The organism is Sphaerisporangium sp. NPDC049003 (assembly GCF_043197795.1).
Classification (GTDB): Bacteria; Actinomycetota; Actinomycetes; order Streptosporangiales; family Streptosporangiaceae; genus Sphaerisporangium.
Genome location: NZ_JBICTU010000025.1, coordinates 83,828 through 104,609 on the forward strand (window position 1 = coordinate 83,828; position 20,782 = coordinate 104,609).

The window sequence follows — 20,782 nt, forward strand, 5'->3', positions numbered from 1 at the left end:
CTAGCGAACCTTTACCGACTCACTGGTACAGGAAAGTGCAAGTTCGGTCAGACCGCATCCGAAATGCCGCCGAACGGCGGCCGAACAGCGCCCCAATCGCGTCCACCACGTGATCATTGCCGTTCTGAACGGCGGGTGAGCACGACCACACCGGCTCCGAACCCGATGAGCCCGAGGAGAACGCCCGCGCTGTAGACCCAGAGTCGCACGGGATCGGGCCCAGGCGGGGTAGGCGCGGGTGCCGTCGTGCCGTTTCCGAAATGGAGGTCGCTCTTCACCGGAAGCGAGGTGGCGTATCCCGTGAGCTCGCCCGCGCGCTTGAGCGCGGCGGCCACGTCGATGACCCCGAAACCCACTTTGTCGTCATAACGAGCGGCGGGCTTCTTCTGGGTGGTGGACGTCAGCGCACGGGCAACCAAATCAGGGCTTAGATTCGGATATTTCGCCTTTATAAGGGCGACCGCCCCGGCGACCAGCGCGGTCGAGGCGCTGCTCCCCTCCATCTCCTGGTACCCGCCGCCGGGAACCGCGGCGGGGACCCCCACGCCGGGCGCGCCCACCAGCACCGAGAGGTTGTCGCTGCTGAACCCGGCGGCCTTGCCCTGCTTGTCGACCGCGCCGACCCCGATCACCCCCGCGTAGCCCGCGGGGAAGCTCCAGAACGAGGTGCCGTACTTGCGCGCGTACTCGGAGTCGCCGTCGTTGCCCACCGCGGCCACCAGCACCACACCGCGCGCCAGCGCGTACGCCACGGCCTGCCGGTCGGCCCGCTGCGTGGCGTACTCCCCGAGCGACATGCTGATGACCTTGGCCCCGTGGTCGGTCGCGTAGCGCAACGCCCTCGACAGCGGGCTCTCGCTGGGCAGGCCGAGACCGTCGTCGGGCTCGACGAGGTCGTAGTCGAACTCGTCCTCGGCGATCACGGGAACCGACAGGATGCGCGCGTCGGGGGCCACGCCGAGCAGGCCGCCGTCGTGGCCGGAACCCGCGATCAGAGAAGCCATCGCCGTGCCGTGCGGCCCTACGGGCGACGCGCCGTCGTCGAACACGCTGGACCGCATGTCGGGAGCGACGGTGACCTTGCCCTTGAGCACCGGGGCCTTCGAGTCGACGGCGCTGTCGACCACGGCCACGGTCACCCCTGCCCCCCGGGTGACCTTCCACGCCTGCTCGGCGTTGATCGCGTCGAGCACCCATCGTTGCTGGTCACGCACTCCATCGGCCCGCACGGGAGGCGCCAGCAGCCCCGCGAGCGCCACGACCCCCGCCACGGCGCAGGCTCGCGCCGCGACCGCCCGCGCCCTCAACACACGTTCCCCTGGGTGCAGCGCGGGATCTCGGGGGGCGCCGAGAGGCCACGGGCGATGTGCCCGGCGACGGACTGCGCCGTCGGCCACAGCTCGCTGTGGGGGATCTCCTCGATCGGCACGGACTCACGAGTGCGCCCGTCGGCGTAGCCGGCGGCGGAGAAGACGATGTACGGCCCCGCGCCCGTCCAGCTCGTACGCTGGCGCTGCGCGGCCCCGAAGGACTCGGTGGCCGTGCCGGGAAACGCCACGGGCCGCACGCCCACGCGGTCGTCCACGGGCAGGTCGCCCCCGGTCTGCACCCGGGTCTCCTCGTCGTCGAGCACGGCCACCCCCACGGTCATCACGAAAGTCGAGGTCTGGTCGACGTACGTCGCGCGCAGCATGGTGCGGCAGCCGTGTTGCCGCAGGACGGTGGCGACGGGGGCGTCCACCACCGACGTACACGGCGCCTCCTTCGCGATGCCGACCCTGCGGGCGTACTGCCGCACCCGGGACAGGCCGAGATACTCCACCTCTGCGGGGAAGACGGCGTCGGCCCGCCAGGCGTACCAGCGCCGGGCGACGTCCTCCTCGGCGAAACGGGTGCGCTCGGCGACCGTGAGCGGTCGCGCCCGGGTCTCCTGGAGCAGGCCGACCACACCGAGCAGCACGTTGGTCGCCGCGATGGCGAGGATGGTGCCCATGATCAGAAGGAACAGGGATCGAAACCGGACCCCCCGCTCAAGCTCCATGCGGTCGATCGCCGCCTGCGCGTCGGCGGCACGTGCCCGGGCGCCGGCCCACGGCCGCGCCGCCCCATGGGCGCCATCGCCTGAAGGAAGCCTTCCCGCGCTCCGCGCGCCCTTCACACGTGCGGGCCAGGGCGTCACCGGTCGTGACCGTGGCTCCTCAGGCGACATACATCGATGCTACGTCGGCGCCTGCTGCCGCCAACCCGGTTGGGGCTCCCGGGGATCATCGTGTTCTGTGTGGTCTCTGTGGTCCCTGTCGCTCCTGGTGCGCCTGGTGCGCCGTACGAGCATGATCACGACGGTGAGGCTCGCGCCCGCGCAGGCGGTGGCCGCCAGCGCGACCCCGCCGTACACAGTGATCATGCCCGTGTCACGCCGGACTACCTGCACCGGAGGCAGGGCGGCGGGCGCCGCGCCGGTGTCGTCGGTCATCGGAAGGTCGGTGTCCTGGACGCCGGGGCCGGAGGCGGTGTGCCGGTGCCGGGCCAGCCGCGCGGCCTCGGCGAGCGACCGGGCCGCGTTGACCACGCCGAAGCCCATACCGGGGTCGTAGCCCCTGGCCGGGCGGCGGGTGGCGCCGGTGGTGAGCGCCTGGGCGACAAGCGCAGGCGACATTCTCGGATATTTCGCTTTTATCAGGGCGGCGACCCCGGAGACGAGCGCCGTCGCCTGCGACGTGCCCCTGCCCACCCAGTACTGGTCGCCCGGACCCGCCCCGAAGATGTCCACTCCGGGCGCCGCGAGGAGGACCAGCGAGTTGCGGTTGGAGAAGGACGCCTTGTGCATGCCGCGATCCGCCGCCGCGACCGAGATCACGCCGGGTAACGAGGCCGGATAGGAGTACGGCCCGTCCTTGCGGCCCGCCCCGTCGTTGCCCGCCGCCGCCACCAGGACCACGCCCTTGGAGATGGCGTACCTGATCGCCGCCCGTTCCTGCCGGGTCGGCTGGTCCTTGGAGATCGACATGTTGATCACGGCGGCGCCGTGGTCGACGGCGTAGCGGATGCCGCGCGCGACCACGTTCTCGAACCGCGCCTCGGAGTTGAAGTCGTGGAAGCCCGGCTCGTCGTCCTCCAGGATGACCCGCACCGAGAGCACCCTGGCGGCCGGCGCGACCCCGATCACCCCGTCCGCGCGCCCCGGGCCGTGCCCGTGCCCGGCGATCAGCGAGGCCATGTACGTGCCGTGCAGTCGGAGCGGCGCGACCCCGCGCGGGTTCGCGCCCGAAGTGAGGTCGGGGCCGGTGATCACGGATCCGGCCAGGTCGTGGTGCCGGGGGTCGACCCCCGAGTCCAGCACCGCGACCTTGACCCCAGCGCCGCGGGTGATCCGCCAGGCGGCGGCCACGTCGAGGGTGCGCATCACCTGGCGCTGGCTCCCGCGCACCTGGTCGGCCAGCGCGGGCCCCGCCGCGAGCGTGCCCATGACCAGCAGGACGAGCAGGACCGGCAGCAGAGCGAGCACCGAGCACGCGGACAGGACGGCGCGCGGGAGCGGCACGGCCCGGGTCAGCGCGGACAGGACCGCGCGCGGGAGCGGCACGGCCCGGGCGGTCAGCACTGCCAGTCCTTGCCCGCGCAGTCGGGACGCGCGGGGGTGGCCAGCGTGGTGAGGATCCGGTCTTCCAGATCGGAGGTGAAGCTGAAGATGGTGGAACGCTGGTGGCCGACCGACCGGGCCGGCCTCCCGTCGACCTGGCCCGCCGTGGTGAGCACGAGGTACGGCCCGGCCTGCCCCAGCGAGGACGCCTGGCGGGCGGCGGCGGTGAAGCGGTCGGCGACGGTCTGGGGGAAGGCCAGCGCCCGCAGCCCGGGTGAGGGCACCCCTCCCGGCGGGAACGCCGCCCTGGCCGCGAGCGCGGACCCCTGGTCGGGGAAGGCGGCCACCCCGATGGTCACGACCACACCCTGCAGCGCGTCCAGGTATGTGGCTCGGAGCACGGCCCGGCAGCCGGCCGCCTTCAACGCGGTCCTGAGCGCGGCGTCCACGGCCGCCGCGCAGTCGGTGCGCGAGGAGATGCCCACCCTACGGGCGTTCTCCTTGCCGCCCTGCTCGGCGATGTACGGCAGGTAGGCGGGGAAGATCTCGCCCGCGGACCACACCTGCCAGCGGCGGGCGGTCTCCTCCACCGAGGCCTGCTGGATCTCGGCGGCGCTCGGACCACGGGTCAGCTCGGCGCCCGCGGCCCCCGCCGCCACTCCGGCGACGATCGCGCAGATCAAAGTGAGCGCTGATGCCACCACAAGGGACGGCCAGGCACGCGACTCACTCACCTGCCCGACCCTAACGCCCTCGGTGGGGAGGCATCCGCCGTTCCATCCGCATAGATCCCTTTGGAAAGTACTTGACGGTATGGAAAGTGGAAAGTACTTTCCTGATTGGAAACGATGGGAGACATCCATGGACGCCACCCCCGAGGACGCCCCGTACATCAGCCCGGAGGCCGCCGCGCGGAGCCTGCGCGAGATCCGCTCGTCCCAGGCGGGCATCGTCAGGGCCCGGCCCTGGTTCCCCACCTGGTATCCCACCGGCGTCGGCGTCTACGTGACCGGGGTGCAGTTCCTCACCGAGCCGGGCTCCTCCCGGCCACTGGCTGTGACGGGCATCACCCTGCTGACCCTGGGCCTTGCCGCCCTGGTGTTCGCCCTGGCCCGCACCAACCGGCAGGTCCCCCATCGCAGCCTCGTCAGGCCCGGGCTGGTCGGCGCCTTCGTCGCCTGGCTGCTGGTGGGAGTCGCCCTCTGCCTGGTGCTCGCGGTCGCCCTGACCTCCGCCGAGGTCCCTTACGCGCGCACGTGCGCGGGCCTCGCCATGACGGCGTACCTGGCGATCACCGGCTGGGCCGTCGCCCGCGCGATCACGCGGCGCATAGCGGCGAAGATCGAGCAAGGCTGATGGCGCTCGACCCGATCATCCACGCCCCGGCCCGGCTGCGCATCATGTCGCTGCTGGCGGCGATGGAGGAGTCGGAGTTCGCCTTCGTCCGCGACGCGGTGGAGGTCAGCGACTCGGTGCTGTCCAAGCACGCCTCCGCGCTGGAGACGGCGGGGTACGTGGTGATCCGCAAGGGCCACGTGGGCAAGCGTCCCCGCACCTGGCTCAAGCTCTCCGACGTCGGCCGGGAGGCCTACACGGCCCATGTCGCCGCCCTTCAGGCCATCGTCGCCCAGTCGGGGCTGTCGCTGACCGGCGAGTGACCCGGTTCCCGGCCAAGAGGAACGCCCGCGGCCCGCGCCATCCGGAGGGAGGACGCGGGCCGCGGGCGTTCGCCCGACCGGATCAGTAGGTCGGAAGCGAGGGGTCGACGGTCTTGACCCAGCTCAGCACGCCACCGCCGACGTGGACGGCGTCGGAGAAGCCGGCGTTCTTCAGGACCGCCAGCGCCTCGGCGGACCGGGCTCCCGACTTGCAGTGCAGGACGATCTTCTTGTCGTGCGGCAGCCGCTCCAGGGCCGTGCCCCGCACGAAGTCGCCCTTCGGGATCAGCACGGCGCCGGGGATGCTGACGATCTCGTACTCGTTCTGCTCGCGGACGTCGACGAGGAAGATGTCGTCCCCGCGGTCCTGCATGTCCTTGAGCTCCTTGGCGGTGATCGTGGAGCCCGACGCGGCCTGCTGGGCCTCGTCGGAGATCGTGCCGCAGAACGCCTCGTAGTCGATCAGCTCAGTGATCGTGGGGTTCTTGCCGCAGAGCGGGCACTCGGGGTCCTTGCGGACCTTGACGTCGCGGTACTTCATCTCCAGGGCGTCATAGATCATCAGACGCCCGACCAGCGGATCGCCGATGCCCGTGAGCACCTTGATCGCCTCGTTCACCTGGATCGAGCCGATGGAGGCGCAGAGCACGCCGAGGACGCCGCCCTCGGCGCAGGACGGCACCATGCCCGGAGGCGGCGGCTCGGGGTACAGGCAGCGGTAGCAGGGCCCGTACTCGGACCAGAACACGCTCGCCTGGCCGTCGAAGCGGTAGATCGAGCCCCAGATGTAGGGCTTGCCCAGCAGGACGGCCGCGTCGTTCACCATGTAGCGAGTCGCGAAGTTGTCGGTGCCGTCGACGATCAGGTCGTAGGCGGCGAAGATGTCCATCACGTTGTCGGTCGTGAGCGCCACGTTGTGGATCACGACGTTGACCAGGGGATTGATCTCGCGGACCGTCGCGGCGGCGCTCTCGGCCTTCAGGCGGCCGACGTCCGACTGTCCGTGGATGATCTGCCGCTGAAGGTTGGACTCATCAACGACATCGAAGTCGACGACGCCGAGTGTGCCCACACCGGCCGCTGCGAGGTACATCAGCGCCGGGGAACCGAGGCCCCCGGCGCCCACACAGAGCACCTTGGCGTTCTTCAGCCGCTTCTGCCCGGCCATCCCCACATCGGGGATGATCAGGTGGCGAGAGTAGCGGCGCACCTCGTCAACGGTCAGCTCGTCGGCCGGCTCTACCAGCGGTGGCAACGACACAGTTCTACGCTCCCGTTTCAGGGGATCTTCCCATTTGGCGGCTTGCCCGTCAGGCTACGCGCCCAGCCGTCTGTCACAACCTAACCCGGTTGCCCCCGCATTCCCGAATCGGCGATCTTAGCCGACGGCGGCCGTATTCTCCGGGCTCCGCGCGTCCTTCGCGTCCCCCAGGGACTTCGCGCCGTCGTGGCTCGCGGTCGCCCTCCTCGCTCCATCCTGCATCAGGACGCGTACGTGGCGGGCGACGAGCGCGGGGAACTCCATCTGCGCGACGTGGGCCGCGTGGGGCAGGAGCACCAGCCGGACGTCCTGGAACGTGCGCCCTGCCCTCGACGCCATCCTCGGGTCCACGAGGCGGTCGTGCCGCCCGTGTACCACCAGCGTGGGAGCGGTCACCTGGGCGGCCAGCCGCCACAGGTTGTCCGCGCCGCGCCGGAAGTACTCGTTGACCAGGGCGCGGGCCGTGGCCACCAGCGCCAGGCCCGCGTACGGAAGCTCGTCGCGGCGGCGCAGCTCAGCCACGGCGTCCTCCAGGCGGTCGGGGTGGACCCGGGCGCTGTCGGCGTAGCACATGGCCATGGTCGCCCTGATCCTGCGCTCGGGCGGCAGCGAGCGGAGGCGCATGACGGCCCACTCGCCGAGCCGGGGGGCCGCCGACATGGCGACGCGGGCCGGGCCGTACCGGGGAAGCAGGTCGGGCAGGGCCGGCGAGACGAGCGTGAGCGTGCGGACGAGATCGGGGCGCGTGGCCGCGACCCGGACCGCGACGGCGCCGCCCAAGGAGTTGCCGAGCAGGTGGACGGGGCCGCCGATGTGCTCGATCAGCGCCGTGACGGCCGCGGCGTGCGCGCCTACGGAGTAGTCGCCGCCGGGCGGCGCGGGAGAGTAGCCCGCTCCGGGCAGGTCGATGGAGTATCCCCTGACCTGGCCCTGGAGCTCGGCCATCAGGTCGGTCCAGTTGGTCGCGGACCCGGCGAGCCCGTGCACGAACACGGCCTTCTCCTGCGGCCCCTCGGGCGTGGACCGCACGTAGACGCCGAGGCCGCCGAGATCGAGCAGTTCCCCGGGCCAGTGCGGAATCGGTTCATCCACGATCTTTTCCCTCCTGTTCACCATCCGTTCCGACGATATCCCGGCGCCGTACGGCTCGCGCCGACCACCGCGCCCAGGTGGGGCTACCCCGGACAGGACCGAAGAGGCCACACGATCGCAGGAAATATCGGGCAAATCGGGAAATATCGAACTGAAAGACATAAGGGCAGGTTAAGTAGATGCCAAAAGGCAGCGATCCCCGTTTGTCGTATGCGTCGCTAGGAAAACATGGCAAGTGGGAAGACTCTTAACGAGTCACCCCAGCATTTACCTCGAAAATGAGGAAATGCGTCCGCTGGGCAACCCGATGCGTCAAGGGGGAAAACGCAATGCCCGACGTCAAGAAATACGCCGCAATGCTGACCGTCACCGCGGCACTCACTGGTGGTCTCGCCGGTCTCGGCGCCACCACGGCTACAAGCGCCAACGCGTCCACTGCGATCGGTACCAACTTCGGAGGCGGCTTCGACGGCTTCGACGGCTTCGATGGCGGTGGCTTCGGCGGAGGCGGCGGCTACGGCGGCGGCGGCCACTGCCACCACGACGGCGGCGGCCACCACGGCCACCACGGCGGATGGGGCGACGAAGGCTTCGGGGACGACGACGGTGGCTGGGGCGGTAAGGGCTTCAGCAAGCACCACCGTCGCCACCACCGTGCCGGGGGCGGCCACCGCAACTGCTACTTCAAGATCGTAGAGGCCCGCTTCTTCCGCGCGATCATCGGCCACAACAGCCACGGTGGCGGCCACCGTGACTTCTTCCGTGACGACCGTCGCCACTGGCGTCCCGAGCACCACCACCACGGCCACAAGCACCACGGCAACCGGCACGAGGAGAGGTAAACATCCATTCCTGAGCGGATTTCCCGGGCGGCGATCCGCCCGGTGACTCCAGCCGCTCAGCCGACAGATCATGGGAGGCCCCGGAGTGATTCCGCTCCGGGGCCTCTCCCTGCTCGGATATTTATCCCGGCTCGAAATTCCCCCGCCGTCCCCCGGCAATTCACTTTTCCAGGAGACTTCTCCAGAGCACCGGCCTTTCACCGCCCCGGCGGTTATCTGACGCTGAATAACTCGAATAGGGCGGCAGGATCGTACGCCGCGCGCCGCCGGGATCACCGCGGTCAGGCGGTCTTGCGGGTGCGGCGCTTCGGGGCCTGCTTCTTGGCGTCCTTCTCGTCCTTCTCGTCCGTCTGGGCCTCCACGGCCTTGGCGGACTTGGCGGCCGGCTTCTTCTTCGCGGCGCCCGAGGCCGGAGCCTTCTCGCGGCCGCCCTCGCGCTCCCGCTTGGCCGCGTCGACGCTCGCCCGCAGCGCCGCCATCAGGTCGACGGCGGGCCCCGCCTGCTCGGGGGCCTCGGGCCGCACGAGCTCCTTGCCCGCGACCTTGGCCTCGATGACCTGCTGGAGCGCCTCACGGTAGGCGTCGTGGTAGTCGGTGGGGTCGAACTCCCCCGCCATGGTCTCGATGAGCGACTCGGCCATCTGCAGTTCCTGCGGGCGGACCTCGACGTCCTCGTCCTGGAAGGCGAACCCCGGGTCGCGGACCTCGTCGGGCCAGAGCATGGTCTCCAGCACGAACACCCCGTCGCGGATGCGCAGGGCGGCGAGCGACTCACGCTGCCGCAGCGCGACCTTCACGATCGCCACCTGCCCGGTGCGCTCCAGCGCGTCGCGGAGCAGCACGTACGGCTTCACGCCCGTGGACTCGGGCTCCAGGTAGTACGACTTGTTGAACAGGATCGGGTCGAGCTGGTCGGCCGGGGTGAACTGCAGCACGTCGATACGGCGCGAGGTGCTCAGCGGCAGGTCGGCGAAGTCCTCGTCGGTGAGCACGACCACCTCGCCGCCGGGGAGCTCGTACCCCTTGGCGATCTCGGAGTACGCCACCTCCTCGCCGTCGACGCTGCACACCCGCTTGTACTTGATGCGGCCGGCGTCCTCGCGATGCACCTGGTGGAACGTCACGTCCTTCTGCTCGGTGGCCGAGTAGAGCTTCACAGGGATGGTGACAAGCCCGAACGAGATGGCACCCTTCCAGATGCTACGCATGACTTCTCCTCACCTCGCCCCTACTATCGAACGCGTGTTCGTTGGCGGCAAGGGCACAAAGCATTTCTAGATGGGCAGATACCCAGTGTTGAATGCCGTATCCGGTCAGGCGCCCGCCTGGTTTGATCGGTGCCCAACTGAGCACGGGAAGAGAAAGACAGGAAGGGGCGCGTGTGGCGGAGAAGGTCCGGGTCAGGGTCGACGGCCGGGAGCTGACGCTGACCAACCTCGACAAGGTGCTGTATCCCGAGGCGGGGTTCACCAAGGCCGAGGTGATCGACTACTACAGCCGCCTCGCCCCCGTCATGCTCCCGCACCTCAGGGGCCGTCCGATGACCGTCAAGCGCTATCCCAACGGCGTGGGCGAGCAGTTCTTCTTCGAGAAGAACCGGCCCGCGCACACACCCGCGTGGGTGCGCACGGCGCGCCTGCCCGCTCCGGGCAGCACCAAAGATCGCGACACCATCGTCTACACCATCGTCGACGACCTGCCCACGCTGGTCTATCTCGCGAACCTCGCCGCCCTGGAGTTCCACACCCCGATGTGGCGGATCGACGAGCAGGGACGGCCCCAGCCGCCCGACACCATGGTCTTCGACCTGGACCCCGGCGCGCCGGCGACTATCGTCGAGTGCTCCCGCGTGGCGCTGCGGCTCAGGGACGTCCTGCGCGAGGACGGCCTTGCGGGCTGCCCGAAGACCAGCGGCAACAAGGGGATGCAGGTCTACGTCCCCTGGTCCCACAGGTCCGGCAGCCCCTCCGAGTACGCCAAGGCGCTCGCCCAGCGGCTGGAGAAGGAACGGCCGGACGAGATCGTGAGCCAGATGGCCAGGAAGCTGCGCCCCGGCAAGGTCTTCATCGACTGGAGCCAGAACAACCCCGCCAAGACCACCGTCTCCCCTTACTCGCTGCGCGCCAACCGGCTGCCCACGGTGTCCACGCCGGTCACCTGGGAAGAGGTGGAGGGCTGCGACCGGCCCGAGGATCTGGCGTTCACCGCCGAGGACGTTCTGCGCCGTGTCGCGGAATTGGGTGATCTCATGGCGCCGCCGGAGCGGAGCGGCACCGGGGACGGGCCTTAGGCTGGACGCATCGGGGTATGGAGCGGGCGAGTTCGCCTGCCGACGGAGGGTACTGAACATGTCGGAGATGGATGTGGGAGGCAACGAGGCCTCGCTGGACGCACTGGAGCCCCTCGACGACGTCGCCGACGCGCTGGAGACCGAGGTCCCCGAGGCCGACGCCATCGAGCAGCACCTGACCATACGCGCCGACCAGCGCGAATGGCCCCTGGAGATCCCCTACGACGTCGATCCCGCCGACGCCGCCGACCAGGAGCGCACGGTCGATCTCGGCGACGACGACTATCGCTGACCTGGTTACCCGCGCGTAGGATGTGAACCCCGAACCGGATCCACGGGAGCGTGGGGCAGGCGGATGCCTGGCCGGCTGAGATCCGAATCCAACTCGATCAGCAGGAAGGCCGAGCGCGATCGCCGATCGCGCGACGCGTGAACCGTCCCCAAGGAGAGTCCCGTGACCGCTACCCCGGACGCCAAGCCCCGGGGCACCCGGCTGCCCCGGATGGCCCGTCGCCGACAGTTGCTGAACGCGGCGCAGGAGGTCTTCGTGGAGAACGGCTACCACGCGGCCGCGATGGACGAGATCGCCGAGCGGGCCGGGGTCAGCAAGCCGGTGCTCTACCAACACTTTCCGGGCAAGCTGGAGCTCTACCTGGCGTTGCTCGACCTCCACGTCGACGACATGGCGAACCGGTGCCGCGAGGCCCTCGCCTCCACGACCGACAACAAGCAGCGCGTCCAGGCCGCCATCGGGGCGTTCTTCGACTTCGTGTCCAGCCAGGGCGAGGCCTTCCGCCTGGTCTTCGAGTCCGACCTGCGCAACGTCGCCCCCGTGCGCCAGCGCATGGAGCGCTCGCTCAAGGAGAGCGCCGAGATGATCAGCCAGGTGATCCAGGAGGACACCGGCTGCTCCAGCGACGAGGCCCACCTCCTCGGCGTCGGCCTGGTCGGCATGGCCGAGGTCAGCGCGCGTTACTGGCTCGCCAGCCACGGCACCATTCCCAAGGACGTGGCCACCCAGCTCATGGCCCGCCTCGCCTGGAGAGGCATCGGCGGCTTCCCCCGCACCACGTAGCGGGTCCTCCCGCACCACACCGTTGTTCGCTTGACGCGATCAGCAGGGGTCACGGGACACCCGAAGAGTAACGATGAGGGTTACAGCGCTCGTCGAAACCGAAAGGGCTCCCGATGGAAGTAAAGATCGCCGTACGCTCCGTGCACCGCGAGATCGTCATTGAGACCGACCTGTCCGCCGACGAGGTGGAGCAGGAGCTGCGCAACTCGCTCGCCGCGGACCGCGGGGTCTTCTCGCTCACCGACACCAAGGGCATGCGTGTCGTCGTCCCGGTCTCCTCGCTCGGGTTCGTCGAGATCGGCGAGGACGCGTCACGCATCGTCGGCTTCGGCGGCACGATCTGAGCCCGGCGCTTTGGGGGGCCTGAGCTCCCCAAAGCGCCGAGGTGAGCACGGGGCCGTCTCCGGGCCCCTGAAGATCGGACTGGCGCGGGCTCAAAGGCCCGTGCACTCCTCGCGTGAGCCGAGCGAGCAGCCACATGGGCGATGGAAACGCCTGACGTCGTCTCGCTTGTGGCTGACGGCCGGGCAACCCGCGCTCCCCCTTCGTAACACGGGCCGCGAGGTCCAGCGATTGGGTCCACATCTCATCAAGGAACTGCCGTAGCGGCGCGAGGCCCTCATGTCTCGAACGCTACAACCGCTCGGGGGTTTCGCGCCGCTCGATCACGGCACCTAATTGGCCAGGAGTCCGAAACCTTCTCGCCTAGGGCCCCGGAACCAGCCCCATGGCCGCCATGCGCTTGCCGTGCTCCTCGGTCAGACGGGCGAACAGCCGGCCGATCTCGACCAGATCGGCGGCCAGACCGGCGTCACCCGCCGCCCCGCTCCCAGGAACCTCCTCGGAGGGGGAGACGAGCAGCAGCGCGAGGTCGGGCCTGGCGGCGGCGAGCCGGTGGCCCTGACTCAGCGCCTCGCCCACCATGCGCCGCGCCCACAATGCGAGACGGCCGGTGAGCTGGGATTTCTCGGCCAGCGCCGCGCGCACGCGCTCGACCACGAACTCCGACCTGCTCTCCTCCGCCAGCACCTCGTCGACGAGCTTGCGCGTCTCGGGATCCACGTGCCGCGCGGCCTCGCGGTAGAAGTCCCCCGCGATGCCCCTGCCGACGTAGGCCTTGACCAGGGCCTCCAGCCAGTCCCCCGGCCGCGTCTGGGCGTGCCAGTCGTCCAGGGACGACACGAACGGCGCCATGGCCTCCTCGGGGTCCGCGCCGAGCCAGGACAGCCGGTCGCGCAGGAGCACGAAGTGGGCGTACTCGGCGGCGGCCAGGCCGCTGAGCTCGGCCTGGTCGGTCAGCGAGGGGGCGAGGGTGGCGGCATCCTCGGCGAGCCTGAGGAACGCGGTCAGCTCCGCGTAGGCGAGGACGCCGAGCAGCCCGACGACGCCGGCAGGGGTATCGCTCATGGATGCAGCGTACGAGCTTCGCACACGGCCGCTGACCCGGACGGACGGGCCCGGACCACCCCCCAGGACACGGCGAACCACCATGCGGAACACGAAGAAATCGGCTGGGTCTTGTGGTATCGAGTACACTGCCCTGTAAGAGTGCGACCGCAGTATGTATTCAGGGAGATTATCGCCTGATAGCCCCCACGCGAGCTACGCCGCAGCGGTCGCCGAGACGAGATGAGGGTTGGCTTTTCCGCGCGGACCCGGCACGAGACCAACTCGGCCAGCGGTCCCGGAAGCCCGCCTTCGCAGGAGACTTAGGCAGGCCGAGCTGACCACGTTCCGAGACCTTGGAGTCATACCCGAGATCGCTGATGCCCTGGAAACCGAGGGCATCATCTCACCGTTCCCCATTCAAGAGATGGCCCTTCCGCTCGCGATCAGCGGACAGGACGTCATCGGCCAGGCGCGCACGGGCACCGGCAAGACCTACGCCTTCGGCGTGGCGATGCTCCAGCGCGTCGGCAAGCCCCGCAAGAACCGCAAGAAGCCCCGCGGGCTCGTCGTCGTCCCGACGCGTGAGCTGGCCCTCCAGGTGACCGAGGACCTCGTCGTCGCCGGCGGCAAGCTGGGCTCGCGGATCCTCACGGTCTACGGCGGGCGCGCGTACGAGCCCCAGATCGAGGCGCTCAAGCAGGGCGTCGACGTCATCGTCGGCACGCCCGGCCGCCTCCTCGACCTGGTGAACCAGAAGCACCTCGACCTCAGCCAGGTGTCCATGCTGGTCCTGGACGAGGCCGACCGCATGCTCGACCTGGGCTTCCTTCCCGACATCGAGCGCATCATCAAGCTCATCCCGGCCGAGCGGCAGACCATGCTGTTCTCCGCCACGATGCCGGGCGAGATCGTCACCCTGTCCCGCCGCTACCTGTCCCGGCCGACGCACGTCCGCGCCGAGAACGCCGATGCGGGCGACGAGGACATGTCGAAGACGATCCAGTTCGTCTGGCGCACCCACCGCATGGACAAGATCGAGATCGTCGGCCGCATGCTGCAGAGCGAGGGTCACGGGCTCACGATGGTGTTCTGCGAGACCAAGCGCGCCTGCGACATGGTCTCCGAGCAGCTCAAGGAGCGCGGATTCGCGGCGGCGGCCGTGCACGGCGACCTCGGGCAGGGGCAGCGCGAGCAGGCCCTGCGCGCGTTCCGCAGCGGCAAGATCGACGTTCTGGTGGCCACCGACGTGGCGGCGCGGGGCATCGACATCGACGACGTCACGCACGTCGTCAACTACGACTGCCCGCAGGACGAGAAGACCTACGTCCACCGCATCGGCCGCACCGGCCGGGCGGGCCGCACGGGCGTCGCCGTGACCTTCGTCGAGTGGGAGGAGCTCACTCGCTGGAAGGTCATCAACAACGCCCTCGGCCTCGACTTCGCCGAGCCGGTCGAGACCTACTCGACCTCTCCGCACGTCTACACCGACCTCAACATCCCTCAGGGCACCAAGGGCGTGCTCCCGAGGGCCCAGAGGTCCCGCGCGGGCCTGGACGCCGAGCAGATCGAGGACATCGGCGAGACCGGGCGTCACCGCTCCCGCAAGGAGCGTGACGACCGCAACGAGCGATCCGACCGTTCCGAACGCCAGGAGCGCCGCGAGCGCCCGGCGCGCAACCGGCAGCGCCGCCGCACCCGTGGCGGTCAGACGGCCGAGAGCGTGGCGTCCGAGGTCACGGGCGTCGCCGAGCCCGCGGCTCTGGTGCCCGCCGACGCGGCGGTGGAGGGCGACATCCTCGCCCCCGAGCCCGCCATCGTGTCCCAGGCGGCCGTGAGGGCCCCCGAGGCCGCGACCAAGGCGGCGCCGGAGCCCGTCGCCGCCGAGGTGCCCGCCCCGCGGCGCACCCGCCGGGGCGCGAGCAAAGCAGCACTGTCCGAGGCGCTCGCCGAGGTCACCCCCTCGGCAGCGTCCGACCGGGGCGCGACCGCGCCCGTCGCCCAGGAGGCGCTGATCAGAACCGAAGAGTTCGAAGCGACGGCACGGCGCACGCCCGCGCCCGCCCTGCCCGACGGGTTCGGAGTCGCGCCCGTCGAGCGCGCCGAGCCGGAGCGGATCATCCCGCCGACTCCGTTCTCGATCATCTTCCAGTCGCCCGACCTGGCGACGGATGACGATGTGGCGCCCTCCGCGGCCTCCGAGCGCGTCCAGCAGCGCCGCCGGCCGACCTACCAGCGTCCCGCCAGGAGGGGCTGAACGGGCCGGCGTCTGTGAACGACCGCGGCCCGAGCGGCCGACGCGGTGAGAACGGCGGGAAGCCCTCGCGGGCGGCCCGCCGTTTCGAACGACGCGCTCCGGCCGCGGCGACGCGCCATCCGATCAGGTGAGAAAGTGGAAAGTCAACCACGCGACCAACGTAGAGCGTTTGACGGTGTTGCCAGGATGAATCCTCAGTATCGTGGTGCCGCGTGAGTACGCCGCGCTTCCTAACGCTGCCTCCTGGTGTCTGTGCGCAGCAGATCGAGACGTCCGTGGGCACCTTCGCGGCCCTGGAGGCGCTGCCCGTCCGCGGCGTCCCCGAGAGATGGCCGGCGCTGCTGGTCCCGGGGTACACCGGCAGCAAGGAAGACTTCATCGCGATCTTCCAGACGCTCGCCCAGGCCGGGCGCCGGGTCATCGCGGTCGACATGCGCGGCCAGTACGAGACCAAGGGGCCCGACGACCACTCGGCCTACACCTGTGAGGCCCTCGGCGAGGACATCGACCATGTCGCCTCCCTGGTGGGGGGCGGTGAGCCCGTCCACCTGGTCGGCCACTCCTTCGGTGGGCTGGTCACGCGCGAGGCCGTGATCGGCGGCGCCACCAAGCTCGCGTCGCACACGCTGATGAGCTCCGGCCCGTCAGGGATCACCGGTCCCCGTGAGAAGGCGTGCCGCGTCATGCTGCGCGAGCTTCCCGAGGCCGGGCTCGAACACCTCTGGACCCACCGGCTGGAGCCGGAGGCCATCGTGGCGGGGGTTCCCGACGACATTCTCGCCTTCCTGCGCAGGCGGCTCCTTTCCAACTCGGTGACCGGCCTGATGACCATGGCCGAGCAGGTGCTGGACGCCCCCGACCGGCTCGACGAACTGGGCGAGGTCGACGTGGCCACCCTCGTCCTCTACGGCGAGCACGACGACGGCTGGCCGCCCGCGATCCAGGCCGAGATGGCGCACCGCCTCGACGCCGACTGCGTCGTGGTGCCGGGAGCGCTCCATTCCCCCGCGGTGGAGGCTCCCGAGACGACGGCGCACGCGCTCACCCGCTTCTGGAACCAGGCCGAGCAGCACCTCCTCCACACCGGCTGATCCACCGGCGCCGGCCGGGCGCCTCCCGGATCACCCCGGGGCCACGGGCCGTCCACCGGCGGATCCGCCGGACCCTCCCTGATGGCCGGCCCGATGCCGTGTAATCCTTTACGTGCTATGTCGAGCATCGGCGAGATCGTCGTCCAGCCGCCGGACCGGGTCACCTGGCTGGTCCACATCGACCGTTCCATGTGGGTGGGAGGGGTCAGGGGCCTCATGCTCCAGGCCCTGCACCCTGTGGCGATGCGCGGCATCTGGCAGAACTCCGGCTTCCAGGAAGATCCGTTCGGGCGCCTGCGACGCACCGCCGACTTCGTCGGCCGGGTGACCTTCGGCAGCCCCGAGGAGGCCGACGCGATCGGCAGGCGCGTACGCGGCATCCACCGGCGGCTGCGCGTCAGGGATCCCGGCACCGGCAGGACGCACCGCGTCGACGACCCCGAGCTGCTGCTGTGGGTCCACTGCGCCGAGGTGTCGTCCTACCTGGAGACGGCCCGGCGTGGCGGGCTGCGGATCACCGACGCCCAGGCCGACCGCTACCTCAGGGAGCAGCGCCGCAGCGCCACCTACGTCGGCCTGCACGAGGAGGACGTTCCCGGCTCGATGGCCGAGATGCGCGACTACTTCGCCGGCGTGCGGCCGGCCTTGGAGGTGACCCCCGAGTCGGTGTCGGCGGTCCGCTTCCTGATCTGGCCGAAGATGCCGCGGCGCCTTCGCTTCCTGACGCCCGGCAAACCGGCGTACTTCCCCTTCGGAGCGCTCTGCTACTACACGCTCCCCGCGTGGGCCAGGCGGATGTACGGCGTGCTGCCCGAGGTGCCCCAGGCGACCGTGACGGCGGCGCTGCGGGCGTTCCGGCTCGGTATGAACGCGCTGCCGGAGACCGTTCATGACCACGCGTTCATGCCCGGCACCCGCGACATGCTCACCGGGGCCCGCGCACGTCTCGGCGCCGCCGGTTACGACGTGAGCAAAGGACTCAAGGGACTGTCGGACCCACGCCGGTGGCCCTCCCCACCCGGCTGAACGAGCCCAGCACCCTTCCCCCCGTTCTGCCTCCAGGCCCTGGCCACCCGCAGCCTATATGCGTGTCAGGCGGGCTCCGCGAGGCCGTCCCAGGGCTGGTGTGGGGAGCCGGAGGCCTGGCCCTCCGGGCAGTGCCTGCGGTAGTCGCACCAGGAGCAGATCGGGCCCGTGTTCGGGGGGAAGCTCGCGTCGATCTCCGGCGGCACAGGCCCGGCGCCCGTGCCGGACGTACGCGAGCTCGTATCGGACGCGCCCTTGCGAGAGCCCGTGCCGGACGTACGGGAGCCGGCGCTCGCCGGGGCGGCGTCGGCGCGCCAGGCGCGGTAGCGCTCGTCGGCCTCCGATGCCTCCAGTGCGATGTCCTCGGCGCGGCCGATGTGGCGGCGGAGGGAGTCGTCGGAGTGCTCCCACTCGACGATCGAGCCCGTCGGGACGTGGTGCAGCTCGACCCTGCGGCACGTACGGTGCATCACGCGCGAGGAGGCCACCGCGTAGATCGCGAGCGCGAGCGAGGAACGGGCGTCCTCCTCGGTGAGGGGACTCCTGCCGGTCTTGTAGTCGACGACCACCAGCTCGTCGCCGCGCCGGTCGAGCCGGTCGACGCGCCCGGAGACCGCGATCGCGGAGGTGCGGGTGGCGACCGTGCGCTCGACACCGACCGGCTCGTCGGAGGGGTCGAGGGTGCTCGTGTAGCCCGAGACCATGGCCCGCGCGCGGTCGCGCCACACCGTGGACTGCTCCTGGTCGCGGAAGCCCTCGGTGATCCATCCCTTGGTGAGCAGGATGCCCGCCATCGCGGGGGTCCTGCGTTCGTACGGCTCGCGCCACCACCCGGCCAGCGCGTTGTGGACCGAGGCGCCCACGCTGTTGTGCGCCCACGGCGGCCCCTTTGGCAGGGACGGGCGGTCGAGATAGGAGAAGCGGTAGCGCCGGGGGCAGTCGAGCCAGGCGTTCAGCCGCGACGGCGTACACGTATAGAGCCGCCTGGGCATGCCTTCGAGACCGAGTTGCCCCACAGTGAGCCTCTCCCTTCGCCCCGGAAGGCACAGGCCGCCCGACAAGGCAGCGAATCGCTGGTCACCGACGCCGGGCGAGCGCCGGCGTCGGACTAAGGCTCGATCTCTATCGGTCAGCTCCGCGGCCGAACCCGGGGGCTCGGCCGTGGATCACTCGTCGTCGAGGTTGAGCTTGATGCCGGAGGCACGCGTGCCGTCGGAGAGCGGGCTCTCGGCGGCGGCGGCCGGGCCGGCACCGGTGAGCGAGCCGGCGAGCCAGTCGTCGAAGTGCGGCTCCTGCTCGCCGATGGTCGTCTCCTCGCCGTGGGCCGGCAGCACCCGGGTGTCGGCCGGAAGGGTGAAGAGCCGCTCGCCGATCGCCGTGAGCTGGTCGGCCAGCGCGGGATACTCCCCGCCGAGCTTGCCCGGCCCGTCGGCCAGGAGCGTCTTGCCGGTGAAGACCACGCCCAGCGCCTCGACGTAGAGCGAGACGCCACCCGGGGTGATGCCGGGTGTGGCGATCACCTCCAGCTCGACGTCGGCGACGCCGAAGATGCCCTCGTCCTCCATGTCGATGTCGGGGTAGGTCTCCTGCCAGGTGTCACGCCAGAGCTGGCGGTCCTTGCGGTTGAGGGCGACGACCGCCTCGTCACGCGCCGCCACCTCGATGGCCCCGCCGACGTGGTCGGGCAGGCCGTGGGTGCAGATGACCGCGAGCACCTCGCGCTCACCCACGCTGGAAAGGATCGTCTCCGCGTCGCGCGCGGGGTCGATGACGATGACCTCCTCGTCGTCGCCCACGATCCACGTGTTGTTCTCGACCTTGTATTCGGCGCCGTCGATGTCCACGACGCCCTCGGTCACCACTCGCTCGATACGCGCTGTCACGGCCACGACCTTACCGAACACTTGAACCCGTCTCGATAAGCAAACGGATGACATCGACGAAGAACCTCACACCATGTCCCGGTTCCGCCGTCATCACCGGCCCGGGGGACCGTGCGCGGAGCCTACGACTCGGCCCCGAGACGCGGTGAGAAGGCACCGTAGGGCAGGTCGAGCTCCTGGTCCTGCTCCCTCAGATCGCGCAGGACGAGCTGGGCGAGCTCGACGAGGCACCCGGCCTCGGCCGGCCAGCCGATGACCCACAGCCAGTTGCCCATGGCCTCGCCGACGTACGCGACGCGGTCGGACGGGCCCTCCACCAACCAGAGCGCCGTGGGGTGACCAAGGGTGTCGACCTTGGCGTTGGGCGGGCCGAGGTCGAACCCCGGCCCCGGATCGGGGCCAGGAAGCCCCGCGAAGGCCGCTCCCAGCCCGATGCCCGGCTCCTCCGCCACGACGACGAGGTCGGCGGGGCCGTGGGTGACCGACGGCCCGGACAGGGCCACCACACCCGCGTGGGTGCCGGTGAGCTCGTCTCCGGCGTCTCCGAACCCGGTCACCAGCCATCCCGTGGGCAGCGGCCACGGCAACCAGAAGGGGACGCGCGAACCCTTGCGTACCACGTCGAGCGCCTCGTCGGACGGGCGCCTCGGCTGGAAGGGCAGGACGGTGCCGTGCACGGCGCAACGCCAAGCGCTGGACCATGCGCTGGGTGGTTGCAGCGTGCCGAAACACCGAGGGCAGGTAGGCGCGGCTCTCACAGTTATCCACGGTGCTTCGGTCAACGCGCGAAAGTCAAGGGGCATCCCGTTATCCCGGCGTAATCTTGGCCTATGCGCGTGAGATGCGTGGGAGCGATCGTCTCCGACGACGCGGGGCGGCTGCTGCTGATCAGGCGCGGGCGCCCACCGGGCGAGGGCCTGTGGTCGCTCCCGGGCGGCCGGGTGGAGCTCGGCGAGTCCGACGCGGACGCCCTCGCGCGCGAGCTCCTGGAGGAGACCGGCCTGCCCGTCTCGGTCGGGGCGCGGGCCGGCACCGTGGAGCGGCAGGGCCCCGGCGGCGTCGTGTACGAGATCCACGACTACTTCGCGACGGCCGGCCCCGGCACGCCACGGCCGGGCGACGACGCGGCCGACGTCGGGTGGTTCTCCCCCGGTGATCTCGCGCGGCTCCCCCTCACCTCCGGCCTCCTGGACACGCTGATCGCCTGGCACGTCCTGGACGCCGGCGTCAGCCGCTGAAGGACGTCCACCACGACCGAGGTGGCCAGCCGCTCGCGGACGTCATCACGACCGAGGAGGTCAGCCGCTCGCGGACGTCATCACGACCGAGGAGGTCAGCCGC

At 70.5% G+C, this 20,782-nt stretch carries 22 protein-coding genes; 11 read left to right on the top strand and 11 right to left on the bottom strand.

What is annotated here, in order from left to right; genetic code table 11:
- Positions 1-113: 113 nt before the first annotated feature.
- From ACGFIV_RS26350 to ACGFIV_RS26365, 4 genes are read right to left on the bottom strand one after another with little or no spacing between them, the layout of a single operon-like run.
- The gene (locus tag ACGFIV_RS26350) at positions 114-1,310 is read right to left on the bottom strand and encodes a S8 family serine peptidase (RefSeq protein WP_392838044.1); all 1,197 of its coding nucleotides are present in this window, start codon (positions 1,308-1,310) and stop codon (positions 114-116) included.
- Positions 1,304-2,209 (bottom strand): hypothetical protein, encoded by a 906-nt coding sequence (locus ACGFIV_RS26355; protein WP_358546984.1) that lies wholly within the window; start codon positions 2,207-2,209, stop codon positions 1,304-1,306. The genes ACGFIV_RS26350 and ACGFIV_RS26355 overlap by 7 nt, the downstream gene beginning before the upstream one ends.
- Positions 2,210-2,218: 9 nt before the next feature.
- Complete coding sequence (locus ACGFIV_RS26360; RefSeq protein WP_392838045.1) at positions 2,219-3,601, bottom strand: S8 family serine peptidase; 1,383 nt, start codon at positions 3,599-3,601, stop codon at positions 2,219-2,221.
- Positions 3,595-4,314, bottom strand: a complete 720-nt coding sequence (locus ACGFIV_RS26365) for a hypothetical protein (protein WP_358546980.1) — start codon at positions 4,312-4,314, stop codon at positions 3,595-3,597. Before ACGFIV_RS26365 ends, ACGFIV_RS26360 begins: the two co-directional genes overlap by 7 nt.
- 127 nt (positions 4,315-4,441) lie before the next feature.
- Here ACGFIV_RS26365 and ACGFIV_RS26370 point away from each other — a divergent pair, with 127 nt between their 5' ends.
- On the top strand, positions 4,442-4,936 hold the full coding sequence (locus ACGFIV_RS26370) for a hypothetical protein (RefSeq protein WP_358546977.1): 495 nt from the start codon (positions 4,442-4,444) through the stop codon (positions 4,934-4,936).
- Positions 4,936-5,238, top strand: coding sequence for a transcriptional regulator (locus tag ACGFIV_RS26375; protein WP_358546975.1), 303 nt, complete (start codon positions 4,936-4,938; stop codon positions 5,236-5,238). Before ACGFIV_RS26370 ends, ACGFIV_RS26375 begins: the two co-directional genes overlap by 1 nt.
- Positions 5,239-5,320: 82 nt before the next feature.
- Here ACGFIV_RS26375 and moeZ read toward each other — a convergent pair whose 3' ends face one another.
- On the bottom strand, positions 5,321-6,499 hold the full coding sequence (moeZ, locus tag ACGFIV_RS26380; protein ID WP_358558836.1) for an adenylyltransferase/sulfurtransferase MoeZ: 1,179 nt from the start codon (positions 6,497-6,499) through the stop codon (positions 5,321-5,323).
- A 117-nt stretch (positions 6,500-6,616) separates the two neighbouring features.
- Entirely contained in the window at positions 6,617-7,591 is a 975-nt protein-coding gene (locus ACGFIV_RS26385; RefSeq protein WP_358558835.1) for an alpha/beta hydrolase, read from the bottom strand.
- A 329-nt stretch (positions 7,592-7,920) separates the two neighbouring features.
- Here ACGFIV_RS26385 and ACGFIV_RS26390 point away from each other — a divergent pair, with 329 nt between their 5' ends.
- A complete protein-coding gene (locus ACGFIV_RS26390) occupies positions 7,921-8,433 on the top strand; it encodes a hypothetical protein (RefSeq protein ID WP_358558833.1) in 513 nt (170 codons plus the stop codon).
- Positions 8,434-8,714: 281 nt separating this feature from the next.
- Here the strand turns inward: ACGFIV_RS26390 and ACGFIV_RS26395 are convergent, their stop codons facing one another.
- Positions 8,715-9,641 (bottom strand): Ku protein, encoded by a 927-nt coding sequence (locus ACGFIV_RS26395; RefSeq protein WP_392838046.1) that lies wholly within the window; start codon positions 9,639-9,641, stop codon positions 8,715-8,717.
- 173 nt (positions 9,642-9,814) lie between these two features.
- Here ACGFIV_RS26395 and ligD point away from each other — a divergent pair, with 173 nt between their 5' ends.
- The 4 genes from ligD (at position 9,815) to ACGFIV_RS26415 (ending at position 12,142) form a co-directional block, all read left to right on the top strand.
- Positions 9,815-10,723 carry a non-homologous end-joining DNA ligase gene (gene ligD / locus ACGFIV_RS26400; protein ID WP_358558829.1) on the top strand — a complete coding sequence of 303 codons (909 nt, stop codon included), beginning with the start codon at positions 9,815-9,817 and terminating at the stop codon, positions 10,721-10,723.
- Positions 10,724-10,781: 58 nt separating this feature from the next.
- On the top strand, positions 10,782-11,015 hold the full coding sequence (locus ACGFIV_RS26405; protein WP_358558827.1) for a hypothetical protein: 234 nt from the start codon (positions 10,782-10,784) through the stop codon (positions 11,013-11,015).
- Between the two features lie 162 nt (positions 11,016-11,177).
- Entirely contained in the window at positions 11,178-11,798 is a 621-nt protein-coding gene (locus ACGFIV_RS26410; protein ID WP_358558825.1) for a TetR/AcrR family transcriptional regulator, read from the top strand.
- A gap of 113 nt (positions 11,799-11,911) precedes the next feature.
- A complete protein-coding gene (locus ACGFIV_RS26415; RefSeq protein WP_358558824.1) occupies positions 11,912-12,142 on the top strand; it encodes a DUF3107 domain-containing protein in 231 nt (76 codons plus the stop codon).
- Positions 12,143-12,503: 361 nt separating this feature from the next.
- On the opposite strand, the gene ACGFIV_RS26420 is transcribed toward ACGFIV_RS26415, so the two are convergent.
- Positions 12,504-13,205 carry a ferritin-like fold-containing protein gene (locus tag ACGFIV_RS26420; RefSeq protein ID WP_358558822.1) on the bottom strand — a complete coding sequence of 234 codons (702 nt, stop codon included), beginning with the start codon at positions 13,203-13,205 and terminating at the stop codon, positions 12,504-12,506.
- A 406-nt stretch (positions 13,206-13,611) separates the two neighbouring features.
- Here ACGFIV_RS26420 and ACGFIV_RS26425 point away from each other — a divergent pair, with 406 nt between their 5' ends.
- From ACGFIV_RS26425 to ACGFIV_RS26435, 3 genes are all read left to right on the top strand, one after another.
- Complete coding sequence (locus ACGFIV_RS26425) at positions 13,612-15,441, top strand: DEAD/DEAH box helicase (protein ID WP_392838047.1); 1,830 nt, start codon at positions 13,612-13,614, stop codon at positions 15,439-15,441.
- A 212-nt stretch (positions 15,442-15,653) separates the two neighbouring features.
- Positions 15,654-16,532, top strand: coding sequence for an alpha/beta hydrolase (locus tag ACGFIV_RS26430; protein ID WP_358558818.1), 879 nt, complete (start codon positions 15,654-15,656; stop codon positions 16,530-16,532).
- A gap of 117 nt (positions 16,533-16,649) precedes the next feature.
- Positions 16,650-17,558 (top strand): oxygenase MpaB family protein, encoded by a 909-nt coding sequence (locus ACGFIV_RS26435; RefSeq protein ID WP_358558816.1) that lies wholly within the window; start codon positions 16,650-16,652, stop codon positions 17,556-17,558.
- A gap of 65 nt (positions 17,559-17,623) precedes the next feature.
- Here the strand turns inward: ACGFIV_RS26435 and ACGFIV_RS26440 are convergent, their stop codons facing one another.
- The 3 genes from ACGFIV_RS26440 to ACGFIV_RS26450 form a co-directional block, all read right to left on the bottom strand.
- Complete coding sequence (locus tag ACGFIV_RS26440; protein WP_392838048.1) at positions 17,624-18,574, bottom strand: RecB family exonuclease; 951 nt, start codon at positions 18,572-18,574, stop codon at positions 17,624-17,626.
- A gap of 150 nt (positions 18,575-18,724) precedes the next feature.
- Positions 18,725-19,441 (bottom strand): MBL fold metallo-hydrolase, encoded by a 717-nt coding sequence (locus ACGFIV_RS26445; protein ID WP_358558812.1) that lies wholly within the window; start codon positions 19,439-19,441, stop codon positions 18,725-18,727.
- 122 nt (positions 19,442-19,563) lie between these two features.
- Positions 19,564-20,244 (bottom strand): DUF6758 family protein, encoded by a 681-nt coding sequence (locus tag ACGFIV_RS26450; protein WP_358558810.1) that lies wholly within the window; start codon positions 20,242-20,244, stop codon positions 19,564-19,566.
- Between the two features lie 27 nt (positions 20,245-20,271).
- Between ACGFIV_RS26450 and ACGFIV_RS26455 the strand changes: the two genes are divergently transcribed.
- Positions 20,272-20,679 (top strand): NUDIX domain-containing protein, encoded by a 408-nt coding sequence (locus ACGFIV_RS26455; RefSeq protein ID WP_358558808.1) that lies wholly within the window; start codon positions 20,272-20,274, stop codon positions 20,677-20,679.
- Positions 20,680-20,782: the final 103 nt, after the last annotated feature.

Excerpts from the sequence above, each read along its gene's own strand:
- ACGFIV_RS26405 (WP_358558827.1), top strand. The coding sequence starts at position 10,782 with ATGTCGGAGATGGATGTGGGAGGCAACGAGGCCTCGCTGGACGCACTG.
- ACGFIV_RS26450 (WP_358558810.1), bottom strand. The coding sequence starts at position 20,244 with ATGCCCCTTGACTTTCGCGCGTTGACCGAAGCACCGTGGATAACTGTG.
- ACGFIV_RS26375 (WP_358546975.1), top strand. The coding sequence starts at position 4,936 with ATGGCGCTCGACCCGATCATCCACGCCCCGGCCCGGCTGCGCATCATG.
- ACGFIV_RS26355 (WP_358546984.1), bottom strand. The coding sequence starts at position 2,209 with ATGTCGCCTGAGGAGCCACGGTCACGACCGGTGACGCCCTGGCCCGCA.
- ACGFIV_RS26370 (WP_358546977.1), top strand. The coding sequence starts at position 4,442 with ATGGACGCCACCCCCGAGGACGCCCCGTACATCAGCCCGGAGGCCGCC.
- ACGFIV_RS26420 (WP_358558822.1), bottom strand. The coding sequence starts at position 13,205 with ATGAGCGATACCCCTGCCGGCGTCGTCGGGCTGCTCGGCGTCCTCGCC.
- ACGFIV_RS26415 (WP_358558824.1), top strand. The coding sequence starts at position 11,912 with ATGGAAGTAAAGATCGCCGTACGCTCCGTGCACCGCGAGATCGTCATT.
- ACGFIV_RS26435 (WP_358558816.1), top strand. The coding sequence starts at position 16,650 with ATGTCGAGCATCGGCGAGATCGTCGTCCAGCCGCCGGACCGGGTCACC.
- ACGFIV_RS26455 (WP_358558808.1), top strand. The coding sequence starts at position 20,272 with ATGCGCGTGAGATGCGTGGGAGCGATCGTCTCCGACGACGCGGGGCGG.
- ACGFIV_RS26425 (WP_392838047.1), top strand. The coding sequence starts at position 13,612 with ATGGCCCTTCCGCTCGCGATCAGCGGACAGGACGTCATCGGCCAGGCG.
- ACGFIV_RS26390 (WP_358558833.1), top strand. The coding sequence starts at position 7,921 with ATGCCCGACGTCAAGAAATACGCCGCAATGCTGACCGTCACCGCGGCA.
- ACGFIV_RS26395 (WP_392838046.1), bottom strand. The coding sequence starts at position 9,641 with ATGCGTAGCATCTGGAAGGGTGCCATCTCGTTCGGGCTTGTCACCATC.